The following is a 21,807-nucleotide window of genomic DNA, read 5'->3' as shown; positions in this document are numbered from 1 at the left end:
GGCCTACAGCTCGTGGCCGAGGTCCGCGGCCAGCGTCCGCACCAGCTCGTACGCGGCGTCGGGGATGACCGTGCCGGGCAGGAACACCGCTGCGGCGCCCGCCTCGTGCAGGGTCTGCACGTCCTGCGGCGGGATGACCCCGCCCACCACGACGGTGATGTCCTCCCGCCCGGCCTCGGCCAGTTGCTCGCGCAGCGCGGGCACCAGCGTCAGGTGGCCGGCCGCGAGCGAGGAGACGCCGACGATGTGCACATCGGCCTCGACCGCCTGCCGCGCGACCTCCTCGGGCGTCTGGAAGAGCGGGCCGACGTCCACGTCGAAGCCCAGGTCGGCGAAGGCGGTGGCGATCACCTTCTGGCCCCGGTCGTGCCCGTCCTGGCCCATCTTGGCGACCAGGATGCGCGGGCGGCGGCCCTCAGCGCGCTCGAACTCCTCCACCAGCGCCCGGGTGCGGTCCACGCCGGAGGAGGGTCCGGCCTCGTCTCGATACACACCGGAGATCGTACGGATCTGGCCGGAGTGGCGCCCGTACACCTTCTCCAGCGCGTCGGAGATCTCGCCGACGGTCGCCTTGGCGCGGGCCGCGTTCACGGCGAGCGCGAGGAGGTTGCCCTCCAGGCCGGCCCCCTGGCCGGACTCGGCGGCCGCGGTGAGCGCGCGCAGCGCGTCCTGGCAGACGGCCTCGTCGCGCTCGGCGCGCAGCCGGCGCAGCTTCTCGAACTGCTGGGCGCGGACCGCGGAGTTGTCGACCTTGAGGACGTCGATCTGCTCGTCGCTGTCGACCCTGTACTTGTTGACGCCGATCACCGGCTGTCGGCCGGAGTCGATCCGCGCCTGGGTGCGGGCCGCGGCCTCCTCGACGCGCATCTTGGGGATGCCGGCGTCGATGGCCTTGGCCATGCCGCCGGCGGCCTCGACCTCCTGGATGTGCTGCCAGGCGCGCCGGGCCAGGTCGTGGGTGAGCCGCTCCACATACGCGCTGCCGCCCCACGGGTCGATCACCCGGCAGGTGCCGGACTCCTGCTGGAGCAGGATCTGGGTGTTGCGGGCGATGCGCGCGGAGAAGTCGGTGGGCAGCGCGAGGGCCTCGTCGAGGGCGTTGGTGTGCAGCGACTGGGTGTGGCCCTGGGTGGCGGCCATGGCCTCCACGCAGGTGCGGGCCACGTTGTTGAACACGTCCTGGGCGGTCAGCGACCAGCCGGAGGTCTGGGAGTGGGTGCGCAGCGACAGCGACTTGGGGTTCTTGGGGTCGAACCGGCCGACCAGCTTGGCCCACAGCAGCCGGGCCGCCCGCAGCTTGGCGATCTCCATGAAGAAGTTCATGCCGATCGCCCAGAAGAACGAGAGCCGGGGCGCGAAGGCGTCCACGTCCATCCCGGCGTCGAGCCCGGCCCGCAGGTACTCCACGCCGTCGGCGAGGGTGTAGGCCAGCTCCAGGTCGGCCGTGGCGCCCGCTTCCTGGATGTGGTAGCCGGAGATGGAGATGGAGTTGTAGCGCGGCATCCGCTGCGAGGTGAAGGCGAAGATGTCGGAGATGATCCGCATCGACGGCTGCGGCGGATAGATGTAGGTGTTGCGGACCATGAACTCCTTGAGGATGTCGTTCTGGATGGTCCCGGCCAGCTTCTCGGGCGCCACGCCCTGTTCCTCGGCGGCGACGATGTAGAGGGCGAGTACGGGCAGCACCGCGCCGTTCATCGTCATCGACACGCTCATCCGGTCCAGCGGGATGCCGTCGAAGAGCTGCCGCATGTCGTAGATGGAGTCGATGGCCACGCCCGCCATGCCGACGTCGCCGGTGACTCTGGGGTGGTCGCTGTCGTAGCCGCGGTGGGTGGGCAGGTCGAAGGCGACCGAGAGGCCCTTCTGGCCCGCGGCGAGGTTGCGGCGGTAGAAGGCGTTGGACTCCTCGGCGGTGGAGAAGCCCGCGTACTGGCGGATGGTCCAGGGCTGGTTGACGTACATCGTCGGGTACGGGCCGCGCAGATACGGCGCGATGCCCGGGTAGGTGCCCAGGAAGTCGAGCCCGGCCAGGTCCTCGGCGCCGTACAGCGGCTTGACCCCGATGCTCTCGGGGGTGTCCCACACCAGGTCCAGGGCGTCCTTGCCGGTGGCGCTCTGCAGCGCCTCCGTCCACGCCGCTGCCCCCGCCGCGCCGGACACCTCGTCCGGTGTCCCGAGGTCGACCGTGGAGAAGTCAGGAATCCCGCTCACGGTCACGCCACCCCCATCGTCTCGAGGGCCGAGGTGAGCGCCCCGACCGCGTCACAGCCGGCGAAGACGAACTCGTCCACCCCGGCCCGCTGCAACTCCCCGCGCCGCTCACCGGGCCTGCCCGCCAGGTAGACGCGCAGTGCTCCGGCGGCCTTCAGCCGCTCTGCCACGGTTACCGCCTCCTGCTCGTACACCTTGTCACTCGAACACAGGCAGGCCACGCGGGCGCCGCTGACGGCGAACGCCTCGGCGACCGAATCCGCGTCGACCGTGGCGGATTCGTGCACCGCCTCGATGCCGCCCGCCTGGAAGAGGTTGGCGGCGAACGCGGCGCGCGCGGTGTGCGCGGCCGCGGGGCCGAGCGCGGCCAGGAACACCCGGGGTCGGGTCCCCTCCGCCGCCAGGTGGGCGTCGGCGCGGGCGCGCAGCGCCTCGTACGCCTCGTCGCGGCGCACCCGCGGCAGGCCGCCGCCCGGCGGTACGGGGGCGGGCTCGCGCTCCACCGGCTGCTCCGCGAGGTTCGGGAACTCGCTGACGCCGGTGATCGGCTCCCTGCGGCGGGCGAGATCCTTCGCGCGGCGCTCCCAGGTGGCGGCCAGTTGCCGCTCCACAAAACCGGAGGCGAGGGCCCGCGCCAGCCCCCCGGCGCGCTCGATCTCCTGGAAGAAGGCCCAGGCCGCGTTGGCCACGTCGTCGGTCAGGCTCTCGACGTACCAGGAGCCTCCGGCCGGGTCGATCACCCGCGCCAGGTGCGACTCCTCCAGCAGGATCGTGGAGGTGTTACGGGCGATCCGGCGGGCGAAGTCGTCGGGCAGGCCGATCGCGGAGTCGAAGGGCAGCACGGTGACGGCGTCGGCCCCTCCCACCCCGGCGGCCAGGGCCGCGACGGTGGTGCGCAGCATGTTCACCCAGGGGTCGCGGCGGGTCATCATCACCGGGGAGGTCACCGCGTGCTGCCGCTGGGCCGCCGCCTCGGTGGGCGCCCCGCACACCTGCGCCACGCGCGCCCACAGGCGCCTGGCGGCGCGCAGCTTGGAAATGGTGAGGAACTGGTCGGCGGTGGCCGCGTAGCGGAACTCCAGCTGGGCGCAGGCCGCTCCGGCCGACAGCGGCCCGGCGTCGGTCAGCGCGCGCAGATACTCCACGCCCGCGGCGAGCGAGCAGCCGAGCTCCTGTGCCGCGGAGCCGCCGCCCTCGTGGTATGGGAGGGCGTCCACGGTGAACGCCCGCACCCCCGGGTGGTCGCGGTCGCAGACCGCCGCGAGCTCGGTGGCGGCGGACAGGTGGGCCGCGAGGCCGGTGTGGTCACCGGTGCGCGCCGCCAGGCCCAGCGGGTCGGCACCGAGGTTGCCGAGGGCGGCGCGCGGCGGCACCTGGCGGTCGGCGTACAGCCGCAGCAGCGCGCGGGCGGCGGCGTCGAAGTCGGCGCCCGCGTCCAGGACGACGGGAGCGAGGTCGAGATAGACCCCCTGGAGGGCCTCGGGCAGCGCCTCCACGGGCAGGGCGGCCGCGCCGACCGCCAGCCACAGCGAGCCGGCCCCGTTCTCCAGGTCCGCGAGCACCGCGCGGTTGGTGTGGCCGGGGTCCCGGTGGGCGTGGCGCTGGCGTACGTCCCAGCCGGACACCGTGGAGCCCTGCGCCCGCCCGCCGCGAACGAAGGGCGCGAACCCGGGATAGCCGGGGTCGGGGGGTGCGTCCTCGGCGGTGTAGAGGGGGCGGACGGAGATTCCGTCCTCGAGCACGGTGGCGAGCGCCGCCGCGGCCTGCGCGCCCACGGCATCCACAGTGCCGGATTTGCGCAGCACTCCTTCGACGAGGTGGTGCCACTGGTCTCGGGTCGCCTCCGGGAAGTCGGCGGCGAGCGGCAGGTCGTCAGGCAGGACCGTCATGGGAGGAGGCTAGTGCGACGGTCTAAAGCGACAGCAGTGTCTCCCTCTGTGACCTTGCTCTCTAGCTCGATCTCTAGCCCATCCGGCCCTGTGACGGCGAAGGCCCGCCCGGTGCGACGGGGGATGCACACCGGGCGGGCTCAGGACCTTTTTACCGCATCGAAGCGCAGTTATGCATCAAAAGCTTGTTCGCTTTTCCCCGCTACCACGCGACAGGAAGCGAGAACAAGCCACGTGCACGAATCGTCGGCCGCCAGCGCAGCTGTGCGCGCGGAATGTCGAGACGCAGCCCCGGGAGGCGGCTCAACAGGGTGGCCAGCGCCGTTTCGGCCTCCAGACGGGCCAGCGGGGCGCCAAGGCAATAGTGGATTCCGTGGCCGAAGGCAAGATGTCCCAATCGGCCAAAATTCGGATCAAGTCGGTCCGGTTCCTTGAAATGGCCGGGGTCGCGGTTGGCGGAGGCCAGCGAGAGCAGCACGGTCTCCCCCGCCGGGACCGTCACCCCGCCGATCTCCACGTCCTCGAGCGGAAAGCGGCGGATCGCCAGCGGCCCCGGGCCGTCGTGGCGCGCGAACTCCTCGACCGCCGCCGCGATGCCGGCGGGCCGCTCGCGCAGCTCCCGCAGCAGCGGGGGGTGGTCGAGCAGCGCGAGCACCGCGCTGCCGATGAGGTGGGTCACGTTCTCGTACCCGGCGAGCAGCAGCAGAAAGGCCAGCGAGGTCAGTTCGTCCTCGGTGAGCCGGTCGCCACCGGCGCCGTCTCCTGCGTCATCACGTACCGCGATCAGGTCGGAGAGCAGATCGTCGCCGGGCTCCTCGCGCTTGCTCGCGATCAGGCCGGTGTAGAAGCGCAGCATGCTGCCGACCGCTTCCTTCGCCAGGTGCGGCCGCGCCGGATCGGGGGCGATGAGCGCGTCGCTCCAGGCGCGGAAGTCCCGCCGGTCCCGCGGGGGGACGCCGAGCAGATCGCAGATCACGGTGATGGGCAGCGGTCCGGCGTACGCGGCGATCAGATCGGCTCGGCCGGCCGGCTCGACGGCGTCGAGGAGTGCGTCCGCGGCACGCCGGACCGGTTCCCGCATCCGCTCGACCCGCCCGGGGGTGAAGGCCTTGGCCACCAGGCGGCGCACCCGCGTGTGGTCCGGCGGGTCCATGTTGAGCAGATTGGCGTCCAGGGCGGGCGGCAGGGCGAAGCCGCGGAAGTTGCCGGGCAGCGCGTTGCTCTTGTCCAGGGACAGCCGGGGGTCGGCGAGCGCCCGCCGCACGTCGTCGTAGCGCGTCACCAGCCAGGCGGGCTGCCCGTCCGGACCCGAGATCCGGTGGACGGGGCCCGCCTCGCGCAGCTCGGCGTACGCGGCGTGCGGATCCTCCAGCAGCGCACGGGTGTCGAGCGGCTCGGGCGGGCCGGGATCAGCGGTGTTCGCGGAGTTCTGCATGGCTCCCGACTCTAGGCCCCGATCCGTGAGCCCCGGCCGGTCGGAGCCGGTCTCTCGACACCGGCCTCCGAGCCCGGTCCGGGCAGTGTGCCGGATGGTGGCCGAGAGGCGGCGCCGGGGCTGAATCTCCCCGGCGCCGCCCTGTGCCACGGGCGGCCCCGACCCCCGTCCAGGGCCACCTCGCTCTCGGTCCCCCTTCACTGCCGCTGGGCGGCGGTCCGTTCGCCCAGCTCCTCAAGCACCTCGTCGACGAGCGGCAGGTGGTACACGTCTGCGACGCGCGCCAGGTGCTCATGCTCCTGGCCCGGCCCGGCGCCCGTCTCCACCACCACGCTGTCAGCGCCGGGCACCGGCACGCGCCCGGCCGCTTGGTTCAGCAAACCGCGTCGGAGCGCCGCCGCCTCCATGAATGCAACAAGTTGCCAATCCCCGAGTCCGGCAGCACGCCCCTTGACACGGGCGATCTCCAGGGCGTCCGCCTCCACATGGCGGCGGACGCCGCGCTGTGCGTCCCGGATCTCCGCCATCTGACGGTTGGCCCGCCACTCCAGGTCGGCGAAAGGCCACCAGCCGGTCCAGCGGCGGCGCCCCATGTACGTCGCCATCGACAGCTCGGGCGCCTGGGCGGTGACCTCCCGCCACAGCGGGTTCAGCCGGCGGAGCCTGCGCCAGGCGGCGGCGCGCGGCCCGAGCGCCGGGATGGCGAACCCGGCCAGGACCAGCAGGGCCGCGACCGAGGCGGTCAGCGGCGCCACGCCGTTGGACAGCCAGGGCAGGTCCCGGCCCGCCCAGGAGAAGAGAAAGCCGATCACCTTGCAGGCGCAGTACGCCAGACCCAGCCAGCACCCGGCGGCCAACACCCGCAGCCCCCGGGCGAGCCAGGAGCCGCGCAGGGTGGACGCGTAGCGCCGGCACAGCACCCCGAGCCCGGCCAAGCCCGAACCGAAAATGGCCAAATACAGCACCAGGAAGGTGACAACGCCGGGCGCGTCCGCGTAGGCGGTGGAGAAGTCGCGGGGGTGCTCGACGGCATCGGGGCGGCCGACGGCGAAGCCGACGACGGCGACCGACCACGCCGCGCCGACGGCGGTCACCACCGTACGGGGCCGCACCGCCGACCCGGTCCAGCGCAGCATCAGCACCAGGGCGCCGGTGGCGAACACCACGACCGAGGAGTAGAGGAAGACCATGGCCAGGTTGGCCACGCCCACCAGGCGGTCGAACCAGCGGTAGACGCTCGGGGCGGAGAGCAGGAACACGTTCGCCACACCGGCCGTCATGACGCAGGTCAGGCCGAGGTCGGCGTTCTGCCGGTCGCGGAACCAGGCGCGGGCCTTGTACGCGACGATCGCCCACGCGGCGGCGCCGAAGCACAGGTAGACGACGTCAAACACGCTCGCCCCCGCCCCCTCCACCGCTCTCGGCGCCGCCCTGCGCCCCGCCCGACCGCGCGCCGCGGACATGCCGCAGCGCGGGCCCGAGCGCGGTGGCGAGCTCGGCCGCCCGCCCCTCGAGCGGCAGCCCGTCGTCGGGCGAGGCCGACACCACGCGCTCCATGAGGAGGGTGCCCAGCACCTCGGTCTCACGCTCGGTCAGGTCGTCGTAGCAGTGGTGGCGCGCGAAGTCCGCGGTCATCCCCAACCGGCGCATGGCGGTGGTGACATCGACCGACGGCGCCCACATGCGCAGCGCGTCCTCGGTGACGGCGGGATCCTGGTCGTGGCCGAGCAGCAGATGCCCGACCTCGTGCAGCACGATGTGGGTCTGGTGCCAGGGGGACGTCCGCAGCTCGTAGAAGATCCAGAAGCCCTCGTCGGTGCTGGCCGTCATGCCCGAGACCACGCCGCCCAGGCTCATCGGCACCAAGTGGACGGGACGGCCCACACGGCCCGCCACGAGGTCGCACAGCCCCCGCAGATCGGTCGTGGCCGGCAGCCCGAGCTCCTTGATGAGCTGCTTGCACCGCCGCCGTATCCGCCCCACTCGCATGCCCGCACCGTCCTCGTATCCGATCCGCTGCCAGGAGTAGAACAGCCGCTCCTGGTCACCGTCGGCCACTGGGCGTCCCGTTGTCGGGATCCCCTGGGTCGCCCGGACCGCCGGCGTCGGCCGGGTCGGGCGGGAGGTTCATCTGCTGTCGGAACTGGGAGATGATCGCGGTCAGGCTGTCCTGGACCTCCGGTGGCAGGCCCACCGAGCGCAGCGCGATGCCGCGCACCCGCTTGTCGCGCATCGCGACGAGGAACCGCACCTCTTCCTCGACCCGCTCGGCCTGCGACGGGGACAGGTCCCCCAGCAGATAGCCGACGGGCACGCCGAAGAACTTGGCCAGCGCCCGCAGCACGTCCGGGCTCGGGTTGGTGCGCTTGCCGTTGCGCAGCATGGACAGGTACTGCTCGGTCAGGCGGACCCCGCCGTACTCGTCGCCGCCACTGATGGCCTCGGCCACATGGGCGTTGGTATAGGGCGCGCCCGGCGGGTGCATGGCGGCGAACAGGTAGTTGAGCCGCCGCGCCAGCGGGCTGCCGTCGGCGTCCGGCGACCCATGGGTCCCCACTGCCATCTGCACCCCCTCCTGCTGGTCACGGCGCGTTCACTCACGGATGGTTAAGGCGGACTCGGCCGCGCGATGCATCCTGCCATGGGCATCGGGCAGCACACCAGCCCGCCCCCGGCCGATCGTGGCCGGGACGGACTTAACCATCAGTTGAGGAGCGTGAGCGGCGAAAGGGGGCACAAGAGGGAAAAGCCTCGTACTGCCGCGCCGGGCGCGTGAGTTCAGGGGTGCTCGCCGCGTCAGTCCACGCTCTGGAGGATATGCGGCTCGGCCAGGTCGTCCTCGTACCCGGCGAGCCGGATCGGGGCCGATCTCGCCCAGACTTCCAGGCTGCCCACCTCCGACGGCTCCGCGAACCTCTCGCGGCCCCTGGTCGGCGAATCGTCGCTCTGTGTCTTCTCGGGGGTCACCGCACACTCCCTAGTGTCGGCTGAACCGGATGTGTCGCCAGGTTAACGAGATCCAGAACGCCGTGCGCGTTGATTCCCAAGGAGTGGACACGCCGTCCCGGGACCGCGGGCCGGTGGCCACCGGCCCGCGTCGCGGCGCACCAGGCCGCGCGGGGGCGGGACGGGGACCGCCGAACGGGTGACACGATACGGCGCACCCCTTGCGACCCGGATTCATATGACACCGAACGTGAAATGTTACCGTCTGCCACAATCCGCCTCAGCTCGCGGAGCCGACGTCCTCGGCGAGCGCGTCCCGCTCCAGGCGCTCCTCGCGGTTCTCGGCGGGCGTGTGCAGCGCCGCCTCGGCCGCCTGGGCCTTCTCGGCGTCGGCGAGCAGGGAGTGGCCGGTCGACAGGACGGCCAGACCGACCAGGACCGCCGCCGCCCCGACGTAGAACGGCATATGCACGTCGTAGTGCTCGGCCAGCCGGCCCGCGGCGTACGGCGCCAGGCCGCCGCCGATGAACCGGACGAAGCCGTAGGCGGCGGAGGCCACCGAGCGCTCGACCGGGGAGACGGTCATGACCGCCTGGGTGGTGATGGTGTTGTTCACGCCGATGAAGGCGCCGGCCACGATCACCGCGGCGATCAGCGTCGTCCGGGACGAGGTGAACAACCCGATGACCAGGATGTCCAGGGCGAACAGCGCCAGGTTGAGGTAGAGGGCGCGGGCTATGCCGAAGCGGGCCTGGAGCCAGGGCGCCACGAAGACGGAGAACACGGCGACGAGCACGCCCCAGCCGGTGAAGACGTAGCCGAGCTGGTGGGTGCCCAGCTCCATCGGGTACGGGGAGTAGCCGAGGACGGTGAAGAAGCCCCAGTTGTAGCAGAGCGCCATCAGACCCATGGTGAGCAGCCCGCGGTGGCGGAGCGCCTTGAGCGGGTCGAGGAGCGAGGCGCGGCGGGCGGGGGTCGGGGTCGGCTCGACGAGGGCCAGCGTGGCGATCAGCGCGATCGCCATCAGCACGGCGACGCCGAAGAAGGGCCCGCGCCAGCTGATCCCGCCCAGCTCGCCGCCCAGCAGCGGGCCGACGGCGATGCCGACGCCGAGCGCGGTCTCGTAGAGGATGATCGCCCCGGCGAAGCCGCCACTCGCCGATCCGACGATCACGGCGAGCGAGGTGGCGATGAACAGGGCGTTACCCAGGCCCCAGCCCGCACGGAAGCCGACGATGCCACCGATGCTCCCGGACGCGCCCGCGAGCGCGCTGAACACCACGATGATCGCCAGGCCCGCCACCAGGGTCCGCCTGGCGCCGATGCGGCTGGAGACGAAGCCGGTGACCAGCATGGCGACGGCGGTGACCACCAGGTAGCTGGTGAACAGCAGCGACACCTGGCTCGGCGTGGCATGCAGTTGGCTGGACAGGGCGGGCAGGATGGGATCGACGAGCCCGATGCCCATGAAGGAGATCACACAGGCGAAGGCCACGGCCCATACGGCCTTCGGCTGCCGGAACGGACTCGGGGCGCTGACGTGAGCGGACAAGGTGTACTCCAGGTCGAATGTTCTTCGAATGCGCTCTCGCGGTGGATGGGGCGGGGGTGAGTGACGGCAGGTGGCGAGGTCGCGCATGACGCCCCGTCACATGGCTGGCGCCACGGGCTGATTGCCCGGGGCCGCCGCGGTCGCCACGAGGCGCCGCAGGGCGGGCGCGGCCGAGCGGACCGCGGCGGCCAGCGTCGCCTGATCCTCGGGCGGGAGCGCGGCCAGCAGATCGGACAGCCGCGCGACACGGTCCCGGCGGCGCTCGGCGAGCAGCCGCCGCCCTGCGTCGGTGATGGACAGGAGGACGGCCCGGCCGTCGTCCGGGTCGGCGCCCCGGGCCATCAGCCCCTGCTTGGCCAGGCGCTGCACCAGCTGGGTCATGGCGGGCTGACTCACTCCCTCGTCGGCGGCGAGGGCGGTGAGCCGGGTGGGACCCTCGCGGGCCAGCCGACCGAGGGCGGAGGCGGCGGTCATGCTGATGTCCCGCTTGGCGAGTTGACGCACCGCCAGCACCGCGAACTGCTCGAGGACGTCGGCGATCTCCTCGCGCCTCTCGCGGCCGACCGGGTTCCCGTGCTCTATATCTGCATCGACCACGCATTCACTTGTATCACACACCTATATAAATGCGCGAGAGGCCGCCCAACGGGGCCAGAAAGAAGCCCCGGGGCGAACAGCCCCGGGGCCACGGTCGGCTGCGCCGCCTGGGCCGGCCCTCAGGCTTCCCAGGGCCAGCGGGCGCTCCGGCCGGCTTCCAGCAGTGGGATCATGCGGAAGCTGTGGTCCGTCAGGCCCCCGAACGCATGGCGGTTGCCGCCACCCGAGGGCATCGCCCCGGCCCGGTAGCCCGCCATGTTCCACATGTAGACCGGCACCTCGGCGGGCACCAGGTCGTCGATGTGGGTCTCGGGCATACCGCCCCACTGCCCGTGGCAGTTCGACGGCAGCCAGCCGGGGCGGGTCTGCTCATCGGTGACGATGACGATCCGGTCGTGGCCGGAGTAGTGCTCCTTGACCGCGGAGGGGATGTCGGTGCCGTTGATCCGCCCGAACTCCTCCATCAGCCGCAGCGCGCTGCCGCCCTTGGGCACCTCGAGCCGCCGGCTGCTCATGCCGAACTCGACCAGCGTCGGCGCCTCGGCACGTACCGCGAGGCCCGCGCCGAACACCGCGGCCTGCTCGGCGAGCGAGATGTCCGAGGTGTTCGGGGTGGAGTACCCGTAGCCGGGGAACATCGACGGCGAACGGTCAATGAGGATCAGCGTCCGGCCGGGCAGGGCGGGCAGGTTGGACAGCGAAGCGTTCAGCGCCTTCTCCAGGGCGTGGCCCCAGCGCAGCGACCGGGTGTGCTTGTACGCCGCCCAGAACCGGAACGGGAACATGCGCGACCTGGCGACCTGCGCGGGGTCGGCGATGCGCGCGGCCACCCGCTCGGCGACCTCGTCCGAGACACCGGCCTCGTCGAAGTTGCGCAGATTGCGCACCAGCCCCATGAGGCCCAGGGACGGGATGACCGCTTCCCAGGCCGCCTTGTCCATCGGCCCCCGCAGCCAGCCTGCCAGCCGCTCCCAGGTGAACCCGGCGCCGGCCAGCCCGCCCGGGGTGGTGACCAGCGAGGGGTCGAGCACATACGCCCGGCGCTCCTCGACCGGGAGCGCGGAGAGCGCCGCGGCGGCCCGCAGCACGGTCAGGCGCTCCGGGATCTCCGTGTCCCGGCCGTGGCGCCGGTCGAGCGCGTGCTTGAACAGGTCACCCTGCCACGGCTTGTCGTCCGCCGGCCGGGCGTGTACGAGATTGAGCACATCGCCGAACCGGAAACCCTTGGAAGCGGTGTCGTACTTGAGCAGCGACCGCTCGTCGTAGAGGCGCCGGACGGCGTCGGCGATGCCGCGCTTGACGGGCTTGGGCAGCGCCCGGCCGTACTGGCCGATCCAGTAGCCGAGCAGCTCCCCCGGCTCGTCCGCGCGCTGTAGCACCGAGTCCACGACCTGCCGCGAGTGGCCGGACACCACCGCGTCCAAGCGGGCCTTGACGTACTCGGCGGCCCCCACCAGGGACGCGGTGCGCATATTGCCCCCGCCACGGAGCCAGCCCAGCAGCCGGGCGGTCCACTCCGGGTCCTCGACGGCCAGCTTCCGCACCAGGCGGCGATAGCGGTCGTCGCGGTCGTCGCCCTGCTCGTAGAAGGTGTCGGTGCCGACCATGTTGGACACGGCGAGGAGGAAGAGTTCGCTCTTGTCGTCGCGGAGGTATCCCGTCGCACCTTCATGGGTGGCCGTCCGCTCCCCGGTGGTGGCGATCGGCGAGACGGCCACCGGGCGCGCGGCACGGGTGTTGAAGCGAGCCATGAGTATTTCCCCCTGTGCACCTGGACGCGTCCACTGTAACGACGACGGCCCTGGACACCGACCGAATTACCGGCCCTGGCGCCTCCCCCGTACGAGCCAGTGTCACCTCCCGCCACCGGGGGAAGCGGATTTCGCTCCGCGCAGCGATGTGGGCCCGTACCGGCGAATGACACGTTGGTGCGCAGGTTCGGTCGCGAAGGAAAGGCGCGTATGTCGAAAACGAAGAGGAACAGAGGGGTCGTGGCGTTTCTCGCCCTGTCCTTCGCCAGTACGTGGCTGTGGCTGTGGGTGGCCCACGGCGTCCTGGGGCTGTCGGCGCTGAACCCGCTGCTCCAGCTGCCGGGTTTCTGCATGCCGGGGCTCGCGGCCCTGGTCGTACGGCGCTGGGTCACCCGGGAGGGTTTCGCCGACGCGGGACTCAGGCCGCGCCTGCGGGCCGCCTGGCCGTACTACCTCGCCGCCTGGCTCGGCCCGCTCGCACTGGCCGCGGTGACCATGGCGCTCGCGGCCGTCCTGGGTGTGTGGCGACCGGATCTGTCCCCGCTCGACGAGCTCGCACCGGGGGTGGCGAGGTGGCCGGCGCTGCTCGTCCTGATGCTCGTCGTCCCGCTGCTCACCCCGGTGTACTGGGGCGAGGAGTTCGGATGGACCAGCTATCTCAGGCCGCGGCTGTTCGGTGGCCGCGCCCTGCCGTCCGTCGTGGCCACGGGCGTCATCTGGGCGATGTGGCACTACCCGCTCGCCTTCATCGGCTATGCCGACTTCGAGAACGTGGCGCTCGGCCTGCTGGTCTGGACGGTGTCCCTTCTGTGCCAGGAAGCCGTCCTGGCGTGGCTGTATCTGCGCAGCGGTACCGTCTGGGTGGCGAGCCTGGCGCACGCCGGGAACAACATGGTGCTCTTCCTGCTCACCGGCGAGTTGCTGAGCGGCGGGGCCGACGGCCTCGGCGCGATCGCGACCATGCTTCTCACCACGGTTCCGGTGGCCGCGCTCGCCGGGTGGCTCGCGTGGCTCTCACGCCGCCGGGCAGGGGCGTTGAACGCGTCGCCGGTGCGCGACGTACTCCATGGCGCGGGCGCATCGGCCCGCCGCCAGGGCCAGGAGGATCGCGTCGGATGACCGCACACCGCACCACCGCCGTGGCCGCCCTCCTCGGGGCGGCCCCGGTCCTGCTCACGGCGCTGGCCGCCGGGCCCGCCCAGGCGCATGGCGCACCGACGGACCCGGTCAGCCGGACAGTGGCCTGCTCCCCCGAGGGGGGCGAGAACTCCCGGTCGGCCGCGTGCCGGGCGGCCGTCGCCGCCGGTGGGGTCCCGGACGAGTGGGACAATCTTCGGGTGGCCGGGGTGGCGGGCAAGGACCGGCAGCGGATTCCCGACGGGAAGCTGTGCAGCGGGGGGCTCGACGCGTACAAGGGCCTTGACCTGGCCCGCGCCGACTGGCCCTCGACACGGCTGACCGCGGGTGCGGACCTCACGCTCACCTACCGTTCGACCATCCCCCACACCGGGACGTTCGAGCTGTACCTCACCAAGGAGGGCTACGACCCCACGCGGCCGCTGAAGTGGTCCGACCTGGAGGCGAAGCCGTTCGCGACGGCCACCGACCCGGCCCTGGCCGACGACGCTTATCACATCGAGGCCAGGCTGCCGTCCGACCGGACCGGCCGTCAGCTCCTCTTCACCATCTGGCGGAACACCAGCACCCCGGACACCTACTACTCCTGCTCCGATGTGGTGTTCGCCGGCGCGGACAGCGCCGGCGGCTCCGGTGACAGCACACCGAGCGCTCGCAGCGGGGGCGGTGCCGACAACACCGGCAGCACGGCTCGTACCGGCAACGCGGACAACAACACGGACAACAACACGGACAGCAAGGCGGGCAGCAAGGGGGACAGCGCCGACGACACCCCGCTGGCGCTGTACGCGGGTGGCGCGGCGGTGCTCGCCGTCGGCGCGGGCGTGGCCGTCACCCTGCGGCGGCGACGCCCCCGACATCCCCGGTGACGACGAGGTCCGCGCGGTGCCGGGTGCCGGCCACCAGGTCGGCGTTGCGCTGGTCCGTGCCCAGGCTCCAGGCCACCGCCGCGGCATGGTCCTTGCCGAACCGCTCGTGGCGGGCGACGAGCCGGCGCAACCGCTCGGCCTCGTCCAGCTCGCAGTACCAGACTTCGTCGAGCTCCGGCCGTACTCGGGCCCAGTCCCCCTCGTCGTGCAGCAGGTAGTTGCCCTCGGTGATGACCAGCCGGGCCGCGCGCAATACGGGGATGCTGCCCGCGATCGGCTGCTCCAGCTCCCGTTCGAAGCCCGGCGCGTACACCACCTCGTCCTCGTCCTGGCGCAGCCGGCGCAGCAGGGCGGCGTAGCCCGCCGCGTCGAAGGTGTCCGGGGCACCCTTGCGGTCGCGGCGGCCCAAGCGGTCGAGCTCGATGTCGGCGAGGTGGAAGCCGTCCATCGGTACATGGGCGACCCAGTCGCCGGCACCGTCTCCCCCCTCCTCGGCGGGGCCGTCGCGCAGCGCGGTCAGGAGGTGCTCGGCGAGGGTGGACTTGCCGGCCCCGGGGCTTCCGGTGATCCCGAGAACGGCGCGCCGCCCGGGCGGCACCAGGGCGCGGGCGCGCGCCGCGAGTTCCTCGATCGTCGTCGACGGCGTCGTCGGCGTCATCGGGCGCGGCCGCTCACGGCGAGCTGGTTGGTGATGAAGGTGTGGGCGTGGCGGGCCAGGTCCTCGCCGTCGGACCACAGGTCGCGCCAGACGGCGAGGTCGTTGGACAGGCCCTGGGCGACCACGGCGGAGGAGAAGGACTCGAAGGTGATCGGGCCGCGGTAGCCGATGTCGGCGAGCGCGTGGAAGAAGGCGGTGAAGTCCAGGTGTCCGGAGCCCAGGTAGCCGCGGTGGTTCTCGCCGATGTGGACGTAGCCGAGCCGCTCGCCGACCTCGTGCACCGGCCGGATGAGATCGTCCTCCTCGATGTTCATGTGGTAAGTGTCCAGGTGGATCAGGACGTTGTCCTCACCGATGTCATCGGCCAGCGCGAGGGCGTCGCGGGCGGTGTTGATGACATTGGTCTCGTAGCGGTTGCAGATCTCCAGGCCCAGCGTCATGCCGAGTCCCGCCGCCTCCTGGGCGAGCCGCTTCAGCACGGTGACCGCGTTGTGCCGGCCGGCCGCGGTGAGCGGGCCGGCGTACTTGCCGAGCGCGCTGTAGAGCGCGCCGGTGAAGTGTGTTCCGCCGAGGCCGTGGGTCACGGCGAGGGAGCTGTGCAGGAGTTGCTCACCGCGCTCGACCACGGCGAGGTCCTCGCTGGAGACATCGGCGTCGAAGGCGAGGCCGCGGGAGCAGGCGACCTTCAGTCCGGCGTCCTCCAGCCGGCGGCGCGCGGCGGGGACGTCGAGCGAGTCCGAGTCGTGCAGCGAGAGTTCGAGGAGGTCGAAGCCGGTGGCCTTGGTCTTGTCGATGGCGTACGCGAGCGATTCGGGGGAGGTGTCGCCCGCCCACACGAGGGCGTGCACGCCGATCGGGTTGGCCTGGGTCACGGTGGTCATGAACGGTGTTCCTTTGCGTGGCTGGTCGGGTGGGTGGCCAGGGGCTAGGCGGCCTGGGCCCCGGTGATGAGCGCGACGATCTCCTCGCCCGTGGTCTCCCCGGTCCGGCGGCCGGCGACGCAGCGGCCGGACCGCATCACCCAGACCTGGTCGCTGAGCCGCATGACCTGCGCGAAGTTATGGCTGATCAGCAGCACCGCGTGGCCTTCGTCGCGCAGCTTGAGGATGAGCTCCTCGACGCGTGCGGTCTCCTGGACACCGAGGGCCGCCGTGGGCTCGTCCATGATGACCAGTTGCGAGCTGAATCCGGCCGCCCGGCAGATGGACACGGCCTGGCGCTGGCCGCCGGACAGCCGCCGCACCCGCGAGGTGACCGCCGGGACGTTCACCGCCAGGGTGGAGACCATCTCCTGGGCGCGGGCCTGCATGGCCTTGCGGTCGAGGAAGGACACCGGCCCGAAGCGGCGGACGATCTCGCGGTTGAGGAACAGGTTCTGCCAGACGGTGAGGTCCTCCACCAGCGCGAGGTTCTGGTGCACGGTCTCGATGCCCGCCTCGCGGGCGTCCTCCGGCGAGCCGAAGTCGGCCTGCGATCCGCCGAAGAGGATGCGGCCGCTGTCCGGGCGGTGGATTCCGGACACGCACCGCACGAGGGTGGACTTCCCCGCGCCGTTGTCGCCGACCAGCGCGGTGATCTCGCCACGGCGCAGGCTCACCGAGACATCGACGAGGGCGCGCACGCTGCCGAAGGACAGCGAGACGTCCTCGCAGCGCAGCAACTCTTCCGAGGCGGTGGCCGCGGGCTGGGCCTCGGACTTGACGGTCGTCATCGCTGAAACCTCATCAGGAAGGCCGCGAGCACCACGACGATGCCGACGGACAGCGGCTGGTAGAACTGGGAGACGCCGAGCAGGGTCAGTCCGTTGACCAGCGCGGTCAGCAGCAGTGCGCCGATGACCGGGCCGATGACGGTCGCCCGGCCGCCGAACAGACTGACCCCGCCGAGGACCACGGCGGCGACCGAGTTCAGCAGGAACGAGGTGTTGGCGGCGGGCTCGGCGGCCCCGACCCGCGCCACCAGCAGGATGGAGGCGAGGCCGGCGAGGAGTCCGGCGACGGCGTACACCGCGATCTTGATCCGTGCGGTGCTGATGCCCATCGCGGTGGCCGACTCGGGCGACCCGCCGGTGGCCAGCAGATGCGTGCCGAACCGGGTGTGGAAGAGCACCACATGGGCCACGATCGCGACGGCCGCGGCGATGATGAACATCCAGCCCAGGATCCCGACCCCGTTGGTGGACAGCTTCAGCAGGGCCGGTTCGATGACGGTCACGGGTTTGCCGTTGGAGACTATGAGGGCGAGCCCCGAGGCCGCCGACAGCATGCCCAGCGTGACGATAAAGTCGGTGATCTTGCCGCGGGCCACCACGAAGCCGTTCAGCAGACCGGCGAGGGTCGAGGCGGCCACAGCGACGGCGCAGGAGGCCGCGAGCCCCCAGCCGGCCGAGTACGCCTGGCCGAAGCCGACCGCGCCCAGGGTCATGATGGAGGCGATGGACAGGTCGATGCCCGCGGTGGCGATGACGAAGGTCTGTCCGACCCCCAGAATGATCAGGATCGCGGCGGCCTCCAGCATGGACTGGATGTTGCCGGTGCTCAGAAAGGTCGGGTTGGCGGCCTGGAAGACCACCACGAGAACGATGAGCCCGACCAGGGCCGCCCAGTCGGCCCAGAAACCGATGTCACGCAGGCGCGTGGGCCAAGTGTCGCGGTCGGGTGCCGCGAGCGTTGCGTTTGCCATGTGTGTCCTCCTGGCGATGGCGGGTGGCGTGGCACGTCACCCGTCCGCCGGATTCGTCGCCGCTGGGGGCGGCCCTAGCGAAGGAGCTGCTTGAACGGGTCGTCGTAGGTGCCGAAGGGCTTCGGCGTGGCGGCCAGGGCCTTGCCTGCGTTGTCCTTGGTCACGAGTTCCACCGGGGCCTTGACGTCGGCGGGCAGCTTCTTGCCCTTGGCGGCCGCCTGGCACGCCTCGACGCCCATCACGCCGATGGCGTACGGGTACTGGGCCACGGTGGCGTCCAGGGTGCCGGCCTCGACGGCCTTCAGCGCGTCCTTGACCCCGTCCACGCTGATCACCTTGACCTTGCCGGTCCTGCCCGCGTTGGCGATGGCTCGCGAGACGCCCAGGCCCATGTCGTCGTTGGCCACGAAGAAGCCGGACAGGTCCTTGTTGGCACGCATCACATCGGTGGCCTTGGTGAGGGCGGTCTGCCGGTCCCAGTCGGCGGCGACCGTCTGCACCACCTCCAGCTTGCCGCTGACGCCCTTCTTGAACCCCTCGACGCGGGCTCCGCTGGTGACATCGCCGGCGATGCCGCCGATGACGGCGACCTTGCCGCCCTTGGGCAGCAGTTCCGCCATCCGCTTGCCGGCCATCTCGCCGGCCGCCACGTTGTCGGTGCCGATGTAGGTGGCCGGGGTGGCGTTCGCCGCCTTGGCCGCCTTGGCGTCGACGGGGTTGTCGATGTTGACGATGGTCTTCTTCTTCGCGGCGAGCTTGGCCAGCCCCTGGACGAGGTTGGAGCCGGAGATCGGGTTGACGATGAAGCAGCCGTAGTCCTGGCCCGCCAGGCCGTTCAACTTGTCGGCCTGGCCGGTGGTGTCGGTGATCGAGTTCGCGGCCTGCACGGTCGTCGACATCTTCCCCGACTTGGCCTGGGTCTCGATGCCCTGGCGCATGGTCTGGAAGAACGGGTTGTCCAGCCCCTTGATCACAGCGGCGACCTTGGTGCTGCCCGACGCGCCCGTGTCGCCGGATCCGCAGCCGCTCAGGACCAGGGCTCCGGCCACGACGGCGGCAGCGGTGGCGACAACGCCCCCTCTTCTCACGGTGGCTTTTCTCCGCATCAGGCGTCCCTTCCGATGATGGTTCGGCTGAAAGTAGCCCCCATTTCCGAGTTCGAGCAACCCTTCTTTCAACTTTTTCCGTCACAAGAGTGCCATCTTCCGTCCACTCACCCCCATGGCTACAGTGTGCGAGTGGACACCATCAACGCAGGCGCTCTCCGGACCGGGATCGCTCTCGGCGATGTTCTCGCCCTGTTCCGCGATGTCGACGAGGGCCTCACCAAGGCGGATGTGGTACGGCTGACGGGCCTTTCACGGACCACCGTCAACCAGCGTCTCGACAGCCTCCTCGGCGCTGGGCTCCTCGTGCCCGCACCGGAGGACGCGCGCACCCGCGGCCGCCCCGCAGGCCGATTCGTCGTCAACCGCCACCGCGGGGTGCTGCTGGTCGCCGACATCGGCGCGACCGGCCTGCGCACCGCCGTGTGCGACCTGGGCGGAGAGGTACGGGCGGAGCGCGAGGCCTCCTCGGATGTGACCGCCGGGCCGACGGCCGTTCTGGCCCTCGTCGACGAGCTGTTCGGCCGGCTGCTCAAGGAGACCGGACACGACGAGACGGACGTCCTCGGCGTGGGCCTCGGAGTGCCCGGCCCGGTCGACTTCGGCACCGGGCGCGTGGTCAGCCCGCCGATCATGACCGGCTGGGACCGGTATGACATCCCCGGCTGGTTCGCCCCCCGCTACGACTGCCCGGTGCTGGTGGACAAGGACGTCAACGCCATGGCGTACGGCGAACACCGGCTGCGCTATCCCGACACCGCCCATCTGCTCATGGTCAAGATCGGCACCGGCGTGGGCACCGGCATCATCGCCAGCGGCCGGATCCACCGGGGGGCCGACGGCGCGGCCGGGGACGTGGGCCATATCCAGGTGACCGTCGAGGACGTCGCCGAACCTCCGCTCTGCCGCTGCGGAAACACCGGCTGCGTGGAGGCCTACGCCGGCGGCTGGGCCCTGGTCCGGGACCTGAGGGAGGCCGGTCACGAGGTGGCCACGGTCGACGACGCGGTACGGCTCATCCGCTCCGGCGACATCACCGCCGTACGGCTCGCGCGCCGCGCCGCGCGCATCCTCGGCGGTGCCATCGCCGACGCGGTCAATATGTTCAACCCCCGGGTCATCGCCATCGGCGGTCAACTCGCCCACACGGATGAGCAGTTGTTCGCCGGCATCCGGGAAGTCGTGTACGGCCGCTCGCTGCCGCTGGCCACCCGCAACCTCCAGATCGTCCGCAGCGAACTGGATCCGCACGCCGGCATCCTCGGGCTGTCCCAGCTGCTGACCGACGGCATCTACGCGCCGGAGCGGGTCAGGCAACTCGTCGAGGGCGCCGCCTCATAGGATGCGGGCCATGGACATCGAGCTGGACCCGCCGAACGGCATCACGGGTTTCCCCCTCGGCATGCCGGCGGAGGAGCTCAAGGCCGCGGCCGCGGAGCTGGGCAGGATCAAGGTCTCCAACGACGGCTCCGCGGTGCAGTTCCGCTCGATGAAGGTGCTCGCGCTGCACCCGCGGTTCGAGATCGTCTTCCATCTCGAGGACGGCAAGACCCTCGGCGCCGCGGAGGTGTGGATCCCCCGCCCCGGCTCCGAGGACTTCCGGGTCCACTTCCGCGGCATCGACGTCTTCCGCACCCCCGCCCGGGAGGTGCTGGGGCGGCTGGCGGCGCTGGGCCTGACGGTGCTGGACGAGACCTGCTACGCGTATGTGCCCGGGCTCTCCCTCGGCTTCACCCGGGTGGCCGGTCATGAGGTCCCGTTGGACACCGACGGCGAACCGCTGTACTTCCAGGCCGTGTTGACCGGTCCGGCCGACTACTACGACTTCAAACTGTCCGACGGCTGATGCCGCCCGGCGGTCCGCTGCTCTCGCGGACGACGAGCTCCGTGGCGACCTCGACCCGCGTCGTCTCGGGCTGTTCGCCGGCGAGCAGTTGGAGGACCATCCGGGCGGCGAGCGCGGTCATGTCGGCGAGCGGGGTGCGCACGGTCGTCAGCCGTGGGGTCACCCAGTCGGCGAAGGGCAGGTCGTCGAAGCCGACCACGCTCAGGTCCTCGGGGATGCGCAGGCCGAGGGTGGCGGCCGCGCGGAAGGTGCCGAGGGCCTGGTGGTCGCTGCCCGCGAAGATGGCAGTGGGCCGCCGGTCCAGCGCGAGCAGGTCCAGGGCGTGCCGGTGGGCGAGGTCGTGGGTGAAGTCGCCGTAGCGTACGAGCTCCGGGTCGAAGGGCAGCCCGGCCTCCTCCAGCGCCGAGCGGTAGCCGTCGGCGCGGGCGCGTGAGGTGAGGCGGCGGCGCGGGCCACTGATGATGGCGATTCGGCGGTGGCCGAGCTCGATCAGATGGCGGGTGGCGGCCAGCCCGCCGGGCCAGTTGGTGGCGCCCACCCACGGCACGCCGGGCGCGGGCTCGTCGACCGGGGCGACCAGCGCGAAGGGGATGGAGAGCCGGCGCAGCTCCTCGTGTTGCGCCGTGGTCAGTTCGGGTACGACCAGGATCGCGCCGCGGGTGGGCCGGGTGGCCAGGGAGCCCAGCCACTGACGGGCCAGCCGGCTGCGCCCGTGGGTGGCCGAGACGACCAGGCTCATGCCGACGCCGTGCAGGGCCTCCTCGGCGCCGCGGATCAGCTCGACCGCCCAGGGGCTGTCGAGTTCGTTGATGACGAAGTCGATCAGCCCGCCGCGCAGCACCGCCGAGGCCGCGGGGCGGTGCCGGGCGAGATAGCCGTACCGCTCCAGAAGCCGTTGGACCTTGGCTCTGGTCTTTGAAGATACATCGGATCTGTCATGCAGCACCTTTGAGACGGTAGAGACCGAAACGCCCGCCTCCTTCGCTATCTCGGCCAAAGTCGCCCCAGCCATTTTGTCCCCAGCCGTTGACCCCATCCGATGTTTCTCCTACCTTTCGGGGCGATCTCGGTGTTGCGAAAACTATCGCAACACCAGCTCCCCGGCATTGAGGTGGTCTTCGATGA

At 71.5% G+C, this 21,807-nt stretch carries 20 protein-coding genes; 4 read left to right on the top strand and 16 right to left on the bottom strand.

The annotated features are described in order from the left end of the window. Positions 1-3: 3 nt before the first annotated feature. From scpA to ACWY4P_RS51420, 10 genes are all read right to left on the bottom strand, one after another. Complete coding sequence (gene scpA / locus ACWY4P_RS51465) at positions 4-2,163, bottom strand: methylmalonyl-CoA mutase (protein ID WP_456213330.1); 2,160 nt, start codon at positions 2,161-2,163, stop codon at positions 4-6. Positions 2,164-2,216: 53 nt separating this feature from the next. Next, complete coding sequence (gene mutA / locus ACWY4P_RS51460) at positions 2,217-4,103, bottom strand: methylmalonyl-CoA mutase small subunit (protein WP_456207717.1); 1,887 nt, start codon at positions 4,101-4,103, stop codon at positions 2,217-2,219. A 202-nt stretch (positions 4,104-4,305) separates the two neighbouring features. Continuing rightward, positions 4,306-5,538, bottom strand: coding sequence for a cytochrome P450 family protein (locus ACWY4P_RS51455; protein ID WP_456207716.1), 1,233 nt, complete (start codon positions 5,536-5,538; stop codon positions 4,306-4,308). 197 nt (positions 5,539-5,735) lie between these two features. Then, positions 5,736-6,932 (bottom strand): MAB_1171c family putative transporter, encoded by a 1,197-nt coding sequence (locus tag ACWY4P_RS51450; protein ID WP_456207715.1) that lies wholly within the window; start codon positions 6,930-6,932, stop codon positions 5,736-5,738. Continuing rightward, positions 6,925-7,596, bottom strand: coding sequence for a hypothetical protein (locus ACWY4P_RS51445; protein ID WP_456207714.1), 672 nt, complete (start codon positions 7,594-7,596; stop codon positions 6,925-6,927). The genes ACWY4P_RS51450 and ACWY4P_RS51445 overlap by 8 nt, the downstream gene beginning before the upstream one ends. Further along, positions 7,583-8,101 carry a helix-turn-helix domain-containing protein gene (locus tag ACWY4P_RS51440; protein WP_456207713.1) on the bottom strand — a complete coding sequence of 173 codons (519 nt, stop codon included), beginning with the start codon at positions 8,099-8,101 and terminating at the stop codon, positions 7,583-7,585. The genes ACWY4P_RS51445 and ACWY4P_RS51440 overlap by 14 nt, the downstream gene beginning before the upstream one ends. A 233-nt stretch (positions 8,102-8,334) precedes the next feature. Then, positions 8,335-8,505, bottom strand: a complete 171-nt coding sequence (locus ACWY4P_RS51435) for a hypothetical protein (protein WP_456207712.1) — start codon at positions 8,503-8,505, stop codon at positions 8,335-8,337. 259 nt (positions 8,506-8,764) lie between these two features. Continuing rightward, positions 8,765-10,036: an MFS transporter gene (locus tag ACWY4P_RS51430; protein ID WP_456207711.1), complete on the bottom strand. Its 1,272-nt coding sequence runs from the start codon at positions 10,034-10,036 to the stop codon at positions 8,765-8,767. 96 nt (positions 10,037-10,132) lie between these two features. After that, entirely contained in the window at positions 10,133-10,633 is a 501-nt protein-coding gene (locus ACWY4P_RS51425; RefSeq protein ID WP_456207710.1) for a MarR family winged helix-turn-helix transcriptional regulator, read from the bottom strand. A gap of 119 nt (positions 10,634-10,752) precedes the next feature. Beyond that, positions 10,753-12,384, bottom strand: coding sequence for a TROVE domain-containing protein (locus ACWY4P_RS51420; protein ID WP_456207709.1), 1,632 nt, complete (start codon positions 12,382-12,384; stop codon positions 10,753-10,755). Positions 12,385-12,624: 240 nt separating this feature from the next. On the opposite strand from ACWY4P_RS51420, the gene ACWY4P_RS51415 reads away from it, so the two are divergent. Together ACWY4P_RS51415 and ACWY4P_RS51410 are read left to right on the top strand one after the other, a co-directional pair. Next, the gene (locus tag ACWY4P_RS51415; protein ID WP_456207708.1) at positions 12,625-13,503 is read left to right on the top strand and encodes a CPBP family intramembrane glutamic endopeptidase; all 879 of its coding nucleotides are present in this window, start codon (positions 12,625-12,627) and stop codon (positions 13,501-13,503) included. Next, positions 13,500-14,390: a lytic polysaccharide monooxygenase auxiliary activity family 9 protein gene (locus tag ACWY4P_RS51410; RefSeq protein ID WP_456207707.1), complete on the top strand. Its 891-nt coding sequence runs from the start codon at positions 13,500-13,502 to the stop codon at positions 14,388-14,390. Before ACWY4P_RS51415 ends, ACWY4P_RS51410 begins: the two co-directional genes overlap by 4 nt. Here ACWY4P_RS51410 and ACWY4P_RS51405 read toward each other — a convergent pair. The 5 genes from ACWY4P_RS51405 to ACWY4P_RS51385 form a co-directional block, all read right to left on the bottom strand. Then, positions 14,353-15,048, bottom strand: a complete 696-nt coding sequence (locus ACWY4P_RS51405) for a nucleoside/nucleotide kinase family protein (protein ID WP_456207706.1) — start codon at positions 15,046-15,048, stop codon at positions 14,353-14,355. The genes ACWY4P_RS51410 and ACWY4P_RS51405 overlap by 38 nt on opposite strands. Continuing rightward, complete coding sequence (locus tag ACWY4P_RS51400) at positions 15,045-15,929, bottom strand: sugar phosphate isomerase/epimerase family protein (protein WP_456207705.1); 885 nt, start codon at positions 15,927-15,929, stop codon at positions 15,045-15,047. The genes ACWY4P_RS51405 and ACWY4P_RS51400 overlap by 4 nt, the downstream gene beginning before the upstream one ends. Before the next feature lie 44 nt (positions 15,930-15,973). Further along, a complete protein-coding gene (locus tag ACWY4P_RS51395; RefSeq protein ID WP_456207704.1) occupies positions 15,974-16,759 on the bottom strand; it encodes an ATP-binding cassette domain-containing protein in 786 nt (261 codons plus the stop codon). Beyond that, positions 16,756-17,730: an ABC transporter permease gene (locus ACWY4P_RS51390; RefSeq protein WP_456207703.1), complete on the bottom strand. Its 975-nt coding sequence runs from the start codon at positions 17,728-17,730 to the stop codon at positions 16,756-16,758. Before ACWY4P_RS51390 ends, ACWY4P_RS51395 begins: the two co-directional genes overlap by 4 nt. Before the next feature lie 74 nt (positions 17,731-17,804). Next, complete coding sequence (locus tag ACWY4P_RS51385) at positions 17,805-18,818, bottom strand: sugar ABC transporter substrate-binding protein (RefSeq protein WP_456207702.1); 1,014 nt, start codon at positions 18,816-18,818, stop codon at positions 17,805-17,807. Positions 18,819-18,968: 150 nt separating this feature from the next. Between ACWY4P_RS51385 and ACWY4P_RS51380 the strand changes: the two genes are divergently transcribed. Continuing rightward, a complete protein-coding gene (locus ACWY4P_RS51380) occupies positions 18,969-20,177 on the top strand; it encodes an ROK family transcriptional regulator (protein WP_456207701.1) in 1,209 nt (402 codons plus the stop codon). Positions 20,178-20,187: 10 nt separating this feature from the next. Continuing rightward, positions 20,188-20,682: a hypothetical protein gene (locus ACWY4P_RS51375; protein WP_456207700.1), complete on the top strand. Its 495-nt coding sequence runs from the start codon at positions 20,188-20,190 to the stop codon at positions 20,680-20,682. Here the strand turns inward: ACWY4P_RS51375 and ACWY4P_RS51370 are convergent. Further along, the gene (locus tag ACWY4P_RS51370) at positions 20,663-21,694 is read right to left on the bottom strand and encodes a LacI family DNA-binding transcriptional regulator (protein ID WP_456207699.1); all 1,032 of its coding nucleotides are present in this window, start codon (positions 21,692-21,694) and stop codon (positions 20,663-20,665) included. The genes ACWY4P_RS51375 and ACWY4P_RS51370 overlap by 20 nt on opposite strands. Positions 21,695-21,807 lie beyond the last annotated feature (113 nt).

The organism is Streptomyces sp. LZ34 (assembly GCF_053890475.1).
Note: the sequence above shows the minus strand (reverse complement) of the source record. Positions and strands in the feature narration are given on the sequence as shown.

Bases quoted from the DNA above. Each gene is read 5' to 3' on its own strand.
- ACWY4P_RS51390 (WP_456207703.1), bottom strand. From the start codon at position 17,730: ATGGCAAACGCAACGCTCGCGGCACCCGACCGCGACACTTGGCCCACG.
- ACWY4P_RS51420 (WP_456207709.1), bottom strand. From the start codon at position 12,384: ATGGCTCGCTTCAACACCCGTGCCGCGCGCCCGGTGGCCGTCTCGCCG.
- ACWY4P_RS51410 (WP_456207707.1), top strand. From the start codon at position 13,500: ATGACCGCACACCGCACCACCGCCGTGGCCGCCCTCCTCGGGGCGGCC.
- ACWY4P_RS51370 (WP_456207699.1), bottom strand. From the start codon at position 21,694: ATGGCTGGGGCGACTTTGGCCGAGATAGCGAAGGAGGCGGGCGTTTCG.
- ACWY4P_RS51375 (WP_456207700.1), top strand. From the start codon at position 20,188: ATGGACATCGAGCTGGACCCGCCGAACGGCATCACGGGTTTCCCCCTC.
- ACWY4P_RS51440 (WP_456207713.1), bottom strand. From the start codon at position 8,101: ATGGCAGTGGGGACCCATGGGTCGCCGGACGCCGACGGCAGCCCGCTG.
- ACWY4P_RS51455 (WP_456207716.1), bottom strand. From the start codon at position 5,538: ATGCAGAACTCCGCGAACACCGCTGATCCCGGCCCGCCCGAGCCGCTC.
- ACWY4P_RS51400 (WP_456207705.1), bottom strand. From the start codon at position 15,929: ATGACCACCGTGACCCAGGCCAACCCGATCGGCGTGCACGCCCTCGTG.
- ACWY4P_RS51405 (WP_456207706.1), bottom strand. From the start codon at position 15,048: ATGACGCCGACGACGCCGTCGACGACGATCGAGGAACTCGCGGCGCGC.
- mutA (WP_456207717.1), bottom strand. From the start codon at position 4,103: ATGACGGTCCTGCCTGACGACCTGCCGCTCGCCGCCGACTTCCCGGAG.
- ACWY4P_RS51395 (WP_456207704.1), bottom strand. From the start codon at position 16,759: ATGACGACCGTCAAGTCCGAGGCCCAGCCCGCGGCCACCGCCTCGGAA.